The sequence below is a fragment of the Acidovorax sp. KPB24-03 genome (genome assembly GCF_057546605.1).
The window spans coordinates 1-8,220 of sequence record NZ_BAAJYR010000157.1 but is presented as its reverse complement, the minus strand read 5'-3'; the positions used below and the strand labels follow the sequence as shown (position 1 = coordinate 8,220).

The window sequence follows — 8,220 nt, the reverse complement described above, 5'->3', positions numbered from 1 at the left end:
CAGCACGCCCGCCACGCCGATCGCCAGGGTCGCCACGGCCCCCGCGATGATCCCCCACACGTTCATGCCCTGGGGGTCCGTGAAGCACAAGGGGTTGTTGCCCACGTACACGTAGGGCGAGGGGCTTTCCAGCAGCGGGTCCACGCTGAGATAGCGACCCAGCAGGGGGCTGTAGAAGCGGGCATTGCAGTCGTACAGGCCCGAGTCTTCGTCGTAGTTGTGGCCGGTGAACAGCCGCGGCCATGGCACCTGGCAGGGCACCACCGCCGTCGGCGCGCCGTAGATGTCGTAGCGCCATGCCCCGACCACCGCGTTGTCGGCATCCAGCACGACACGCACGCTTCCCAGATGGTCCAGCAGTCCGAAATAGAACTTTCCGTCGATCCACGCCACCTGCACGTCGATGGCGGAGATGAAGCGGGCGATGGAGGTCGACGTGCCCGAATACTGCACGAGCACCTCGCCGCCGGGCGAGGGCATCTGCCAGCGTTGCTGCCGCTCTCCGGTGCCGGCCGTGCGCGTGAGCTGTGCGCGGTGGCCGTCGGCGTCACGCAGGATGTCCAGGGACGTTCCGTCGCCGCCCCGGTAGGACACCGGGCGGCCGGTGCAGGCGTCATAGCCGGTTTCCCATGCGGGCGCGCCGCCGGGACCGCGGGCCTGGGAAATGGCCCCTGCACGGTCGTATTCCATGGTGAGCGTGCCGTCTGCCGCTGCATAGCTGGAGAGCCGGTTGGTCCCATCCTGATAGGCATAGGTCGCGCTGCTGTCCGCCCGGTCGTGGCGGGTGAAGTTGCCGTTCAGATCCATCTGCCAGCTCTGGGCGTTCATGCCGGTGCCGCAGCCGGTCAGCCTGCCCAGTGCGTCCATGTGCGTGCACAGGGGAGGCTCGGGCAGGTCGGCGATGCTGGAGTCGATTCCCCGCCGGGCGATTTCCCCGTTGTAGTAGCCCTGGCCGTCGCACGCACCGCTGGTGTAGTCCAGCGTTTGGTTCCACAGCGGGCCCGCGTCGAGGGTTCGCGGCCAGCCCGGCGCTTCGTAGGTGAAGGTGCGCTCCAGCAGGGCGCCCGAAGGGGTGGGCAGCAGCGTCGTCGTTTCGGGCTTGCCCTGCGGGGAGTAGGTGTGCGCGACGAGGACCGTGTCCAGGCCGTTCACTCGGGCCGACACCGAGGTCACGCGTGCGAGCGGGTCGTAGGCCAGCAGGCTGGTCAACTGGGTGGACGAGTCGGTGCTCGACAGCAGGTTGCCGCCCCGCGACCAGGTGTTGCTGACGGTGCAGGAGCCCTGCGGCGAGCCGGGAATCGTCCGGGCGCGTCGCTCGATCCTCCCGGCCCGGTCGTAGGCGAATGTCTCCACCAGTTGCGCGCCGCCTTGTGCGCCTTGCTGCATCTCCACCTTCCAGAGCCGGCCTACGAGGCTGTCGGCCTGCGTCGCCTCGCTGCCGTCGCCATCGAAGTAGCGGCGAATGCCCCATGTCGTCGGCGAGGGGGGCCAGGAGGCGTCGTCGGCCTTTTGCTGCAGCAGTTCCCTGTCCCACGCCTGCTGCACCGTGCCTTCCTCCACGATCCGGCTCAGCGAGTCGTACTTGCGGTAGATGATGTGGCCGTCGGGCAAGCCGCTGCCGTTGGAGAGAAAGCGTGCCAGGCCTGAAGTGCTGTACACCATCTCGCAGTGGCCGCTGTCGGGGTCGGTGGTGCCGATGCGGTGGCCCGCGAAGTCGTAGGTGGCGGTCGCACTGCCCGCCGGAATCCCGTTCTGTGACGCTCCAGCGGCCGCATAGGAATTGGGCGGCACGGAGGCGATGGTGCGGCCGGATGCGTCCTGTACCTGGCTCATGCGCCAGTTCAGCGATGTGTCCTGGGCGGAGGTCTGCACCACCCGGCCAACGAGGTTTTCCGCGGTGTCCTTCCAAGCCTGCGTCACCGCGCCGTTGGGGTCGGTGTCGATGACCAGGTGGTATTCCCCGAGCGGCAGCGGGTAGGCGAATTCGCCGGGAGTCTGGTTGGTGGAATAGGCCCGGGTGGCGTAGTGCGTGCTGCCCGGCCGGATCGCATAGTCGAAGCCGGGCTGCCCCATCGCCACGGGCCGCGCGAGCGGGGCCGCCTCGAAGGCCGTGCGTGAAAACGGATAGCCACCGGCCTGCGGGTGGTATTGGCTGGACAGCAGGCCTTCCAGGGGCGCTCCGCTCCAGAGGCTGCCGCCTTCTCCGGCGTTGGTGGCCATGCCCGCCTGGTATTCGAAGAGCGCTGCATTTCCCTGCACGGTGATGCGGCTGTCGAGCGCCTTGACCGCGATGTTGCCGCGATCGTCATACAGCCCCATCTCCAGGATGGCGCTGTCACCGGACTCCAGGGAGAGGGTCTGCAAGCTGCGGGACAGGCCGTCGGCATAGCTCACACCCAGCGCGATGTCCTGCGCCACCACGAAGCCGCTGAAGGTGCCGGGTGCGCTCATGCCCACCTGGATGCCGAAGGGGGCCGTGACGTCCTGGCCGGCGTATTCGAAGACCTTGAGGCCGTCCGCGAAAAACAGCAGCCTGCCGGGCGTGGCCACCAGCAGCCACTCGCGCGCACGGCCATCGGCGGCGGCCTGTGCGGACACCGCGCCGGCCGCGTTCCGAAGCTGCCATTCGGGTTCGTTACCCCCGGTGCGCGCCACGAACCATTCGCCCGTGCCCAAGAGGACCTCGCCCAGGCTGGCCGGGTCCACCAGGATCCGCGCGGCCAGGCTCTCGGCCGTGAATCCCGTGCGTGCCAGGCGCGCGCCGAGCGGCTGTTGCGACTGCCCCTGGTAGATGAGCCGTCCCTGGCCGCAGGTCCATTCGGATTCGGAGCCGGAGACCGCCGTGTAGCTTTGCAGGGCATCGTCGGCGAAGGGGTCGTAGAAGCCGTCGCCGTTGCCCTGGATGTTGATGGCCGCATTGGGACGGTCCGTGGGGAAGGGATGGGTGCTGTCCACCCCGTGGTCCTGCCGGCAGAAGTAGGCCATGCAGATCAGGCTCGGGTTGTTCCACGGGCCGATGGTCGCGGCGGGTTCCGACACCGGGTTGTAGACCGTGCGGGAGATGTTGCCGTTGGGGGTCAGCGCTCCGACCGTCCGAAGGCTCGCGCTGTCGTACACCACGGCCTGGAACTGGCAGTCCAGGGGGGCGAAGGCGATGTCGTCCAGGCGGATCCAGGGGACGGATGGTCCATCGATCTGCACCGCGATCGCCAGGGTCACGGTCGCCGGGCCCGCAAGCCCCAGTCCCGACATGTCGATGGTCCACTGCACGGGCTGCCATTGCCCGGCGGTCGGCTCCAAGGGGCGCTCCAGGCTTTGGCCTTGGGACGAGGTAAGGCGCAGGGTGGCCGAGAAATCCGTGCCGGCGGCGCCCTGGGGCGTTTTCATCCAGAGCGAGAACACCTGCGGCGCCTGGCCCTGCGCGATGGACACGCTGCGCGTCAGCGTGCCCGACGCACTGACCTGCAGGCAGGATTGGCCGGTGGCGGCATCGCCGGCCTGGACGACGCTGCCCTCGGGAAGGCTCCAGGTGGGGGCCTGGTAGTCCTCGAAACTGTCGTAGGCATTGCCCGAGGCGGAGTTGACGAACCCGGCGATGCGGAACCTCGCCCGGTCGTCGAACAGGGAGGCCATGGGGCGGCCCGCGAGGTCATGGGACAGCAGCACCTGCCCCAGTCCGTCCCGCTCGGAGATGCGTTCCTGCAGGAGCCAGCCGTGGCCCGGGTCCGTGCCGTCCCAGGCGGTGAAGGGCACTGCATCGGCCTCGTTCGCCACCCAGGTGTCCGCTTCCGCCCAGTAGGGCGTTCCATCGGCATGCTGCCAGGTCCGGAAGGTCTGCACCTTGCCCGCCTGAAACTGCCAGGCGCCGTCGTCGTCCTGGTTGTGCATCAGGGCCTGCGCCACGGGAGCCAGGATGTTCGCGCTCCAAAGCGCCGGATAGACCTCGAACCCGAAAACGGACGAGCGCCTGGTGGCCCGCCATTGCCCGGTGCTGCCGTAGTACCCGGTCTGTACGGTATCGGGACTGCCGCCGGCCAGGGAATAGGTGAACGCCATCGTGCGTGAGACGCCCTGCAGCACCTCCGTGGACGAGGTCACCTGCGGAACGCCACCATACAGGTTGCGCAGCGTGCCGCCGGCGGGCGCCGTTGCGACCTGGTCGACGTAGGTCCATTCGCTGATCTGCGACGACAAAGCGCTGCCGTCAGCGCCGAACACCTGCTTGGAGATGAGCATGCCCGCCACGAGCGAGTAGGCGTCTTCCACCGCGAATCGGGTGTCCGCCAGCGCCCCGGCCCGCACCTGCCGTTCGGCAGCGGCCTGGAAGCTGCGCGCTGGCAAGCCGTTGTAGAAGTGGCTGGTCGTTCCGCCGTACTGCTGGAGCGCGGGATCGGTGGTGGCCGCGTATTCGGTGACCGTGGCGAACTGCACCACACTGCCGGAACTGTCGGTGGCCGCAGAGACATCGGTGTAGGCGTAGGCTTTTTTCAAGACACCGTAGCCGCTGTCCTGCGTGAGCGCGGTGACCACGAAGGCCCTCAGCGGCGCTTTCACGGAATGGTTGGCATAGCGGTGCAGCGTCATCTCGACGGACGCATCGATGTCGCTGCCGGTCGGGAAGGTCACGAAGCCCGATGGAATGGCCGGCAGTTTCCCGGAAACGGCGGTCTCGTAGCGCAGGGTGTGGTTCAGCATGCGGAACATCTGCTGCCCGGCGAAGGTCTCGCGCACCGGCTCGCCTTGCGCATCTTTCAGGAGCCCGCCATTGCGGAAGAACAGCACCTGCGTGTCCTGGGGAGCCCCGTCGGCGTCCAGCGTCATGTAAGCCAGGAAGTCCGGCGCCTGGTCGATGACCGTCGTGCTGTCGAAGGAGGCCGCGGTGATTTCACCGAGCCGGTGCGACTGCACCGGAGCCCAGCCGGGCCAGACGGACTGCGAATACAGCGTTCCCCCCTGCGAGGCATAGGTGCCCGCGAGGGTGGGAAAGCCGAGCGTCTCGCGCGATGGCGGCGGGGGATCTTCGTCCTGCAGCACCTGCGTGGTCCAGCCCGCGGCCGGATCGCTGGGGTCGAAACTGTCCAGGGCGGAGTACAGCGCCGAAGTCGTGTTCTCCGTTTTCAGCACCGCTTGCCCGTTCCAGGCATACCAGTAGAACTGGGTGCTGGGGTCGGCGCCGGGTGCGTACTGGATCCCGGCGAAGTGGTAGGACCAGTCGACGCCATCGAACCGCAGCACGTTCGGTCCGGAGCCCACGAGGCTGCCGCCGACGAGGGAAGGCCCCAGGGTCTGCAGGAAGGCCGTGGAGAGGTTGGTGAAGCCGGGGCCGTCGAAGACGTCCGGCAGCGCCTGGAAGGCGAGATTGCCGTAATCCGCGTCCCAGCGCAGCACGGCCAGGCGATAGTCGAACGCCTGGATGGCGCTGCCTTTCGCGGTGAACTCCGTGATCCACGCGGCCGCCGCCATGCCGCCTTCGGTGGTCATCTGAAAATACGACGTGGTCCCGAAGGCTGGAATCACCACCTGCGTCGTCGCCAGCGACGCACCCTCGTGCCAGGCCAGCAAGGGGTCCCGAAAGCGAAGGTTGAAGAGTCCCTGCTCAGTGTCCGGGTCGTAACAGAACGTCAGATAGTGCTGGCCCGCGGCGCAGGCGAACAGACGGGCGTTGTTCCCGCTCTGCGGCGCCGTTTCCGTGGCGATGTCCCAGGACCGGGATTGCCAGTTCAGCGCATAGCGGGTGAACTGGCGGTTGTCCTTGTCCACCACCACATAGAAGTCGCTGCCGCCCACGACCTGCAGCTGGCCGCTGGCATGGGGATAGGGCTCGGGTTGGCCGCCCTCGGAGGCGAAGGCCCAGTCGGCCACCGCGATGGGGCGGCGGGAGGCCAGATAGACCGCGGTGGCGCTGTCGTCCAGGCGGGGCAGCATCAGCACGAAACTGTGCTCGCTGGTGGTCGCGCCGATGCGGTCGACATCCAGGGCGCCGTCGAAACGCTGCCAGGTCTGCCAGGCGGGCATCCATCGGCCCACCCAGGTCAGAACATTCGCCAGCAAGGCGTTCTGCGCGCTGTCATACCAGGCCATCACCACGTAGTCCGAGCCGTACCAGACCCGGGGCGTGGCCGCCGTGTCGCTGCCGAAGGGGTTCGCAATCGTCAGGTTGCGGGCGCCGGGGTCCAGTTCGGCATCGGCCCCGACGTCGATTTCCGAATATTCGTAGCGGGTGATGCCACCGGTCGGCAAGGTGATGGCGGTCAGGGCGCCTGGAAGCGGCCCCTGCCCCTGCAGGTCGTACTCGAAGGAGATGCCGGGCCTGCTGGCGCCCCCGGGAAGGACATCGGTGACCGCCTTGAGGTACCGCTTGAAGCACGCACCCGTGCCCAGCGGATTGCTGGCATCCGGGGCCGTGAGGTTCACGAGGTCATGCCATTCGAAGTTCAGGCGGACCTGGGGGGCGCCTGCGTCGTTGAACACATCCACGCTGTCCAGGTAGACCGATTCGAAACGGTCCTGCCAGGCGTTGGGCACCTGGCCGGGGCGCTGCCGTGGGTCCGAGTGAAGGGCGAGGTATTCCTTGGGGGCATCCAGCGACGTGTTGTCGTACGTCATCGGGCTCCAGTTGAATCGGCAGGACCAGCCCAGGTCGTTTTCCATCCGGGCCATCTGGCATTCGCGGGTGTAGGTGAGCGTGCCGGCGCCGACGGTCTGCTCCGACGTGCGGTACGCGAAGGCGATCCAGTTCCCCGCCGTGTTGCGCAGCTCCGCCAGGTTCCAGGCCTGTGCATGGCGCGCCTGCCCTTGCGCCTGCGTGCTCGGCCCGGTCCAGTTGTCCCAGTGGATGCCCCACTGCACGAGATGGCGGTCTTCGATGCCGTCGAGCTGGCGGTCGCTCTCGCCGTAGATCGCGACCGAGCCGTCGGGGCGCACCACTTCCCAGCTGTTCCATTGGGGATAGAACGTGACCTGCCAGAACTGGTAGGGCACGGTCTCATAGGACTGGCCCGCCGTCTCGATGCCCAGCGTGCCGTCCGCTTGCGGCACCAGGGCGTGGGAGCGGCGCTGCTGCGGATCGTCCAGGCGCCATTCGCCCGGCCGCTCCGTGGGCCGGATCAATGCCGCGCTGGAGGGGCGCCAGCCATGCGTTTCCAGTGCCGTGACCAGCCCCGGCGGCACCCGCCCCGGCAGCGCGCCGGCGAGCACCTGCGCGCTGACCGTGCCACGGCTCCACTGCGTCGGAATGGGCACGAGGCGCAGGGCCTGCCCCTGGTTCATCAGATAGTACTCGGCATCCTGCAGCGGAGCGCTGCCGGTGTTCGCCACGATCTGATCCATCGGCATGTTCCACCCCACGCCGAGCCCGCCGCTGGGGTGCGTGAGGTTCCACTGCGCCACCTGGTCGGCCACGCTGCTCTGGTACATGAGCGTCAGATCGCAGGCCAGTCCGCCCCGCGCCGGGAGCGTGAGCAACTTGAGCGGAAAGGCCAGGTTGCCCCGGAACAGGTTGACGCCCGTGCCCAGGCTGCCTGCGTCGAACTGGAGAATTCCGAGGGCTGGGGCGCTGGATGACTGACCGGCGGTGGATGGCATGGCGACTCCTTGGAAAAAGAAAAGGCTCCAATGGGAACGGCCCTCCTTCACGCAGCAAAGGAGGGCCGACCGGTCGGTGAATCAGTGGATTTACTGCGCCCAGGCAATCACCGAGGCGGTCAGGCTGCAACTGGCCGGGTTGAGCTTGTTGTTGCTGTTGTCCAGCAACTGCAGGGTGCCCGTGATCGTCACCGTGGGGGAGTTGGCCTGGGTCTGGACCTGGACGCTGGCGCCCACGGTGCGCAGATGGTGGTCCGTGTTGCCGAAGGACGCGGTGTAGGCGGCAACGGAGGCTCCGGCCGAAATCACGTTCGTCGGGAAGCTGTAGGTCGTCTGTGCCGTGACGACGCCCGCGTCGGACACCGAGGCGTTGGCGACCGGAATCGAAATGTTCTGAACGTACATGGATGGCATGGATTACTCCTTGTTCAAGGTGGGGTGAAATGGGTCCTGCCGCGCCCTCGCGTGCGGATCCCGCTGAACCATGGAGCCACGGCATGGCCCACCGGGCCCGCAGCCAGTGCCGTGAATGCATGGAATACAAAAAATGAAGGCGGGCGGTGCGTGCCGCCCCGGTGCGCGCGGCACCGGGGCGGCACGCACCGCCCGCCTTCATTTTTTGTATTCCATGCATTC

The 8,220-nt window shown here is 67.7% G+C and carries 2 protein-coding genes; both read right to left on the bottom strand.

All coding sequences use genetic code 11. The features are described from left to right. The coding region (locus AC27KI_RS15490; RefSeq protein ID WP_487114604.1) for an RHS repeat domain-containing protein at positions 1 to 7,584 on the bottom strand (7,584 nt) is incomplete at its 3' end. Between the two features lie 90 nt (positions 7,585 to 7,674). Next, complete coding sequence (locus AC27KI_RS15485) at positions 7,675 to 7,998, bottom strand: hypothetical protein (protein WP_284431546.1); 324 nt, start codon at positions 7,996 to 7,998, stop codon at positions 7,675 to 7,677. Positions 7,999 to 8,220 lie beyond the last annotated feature (222 nt).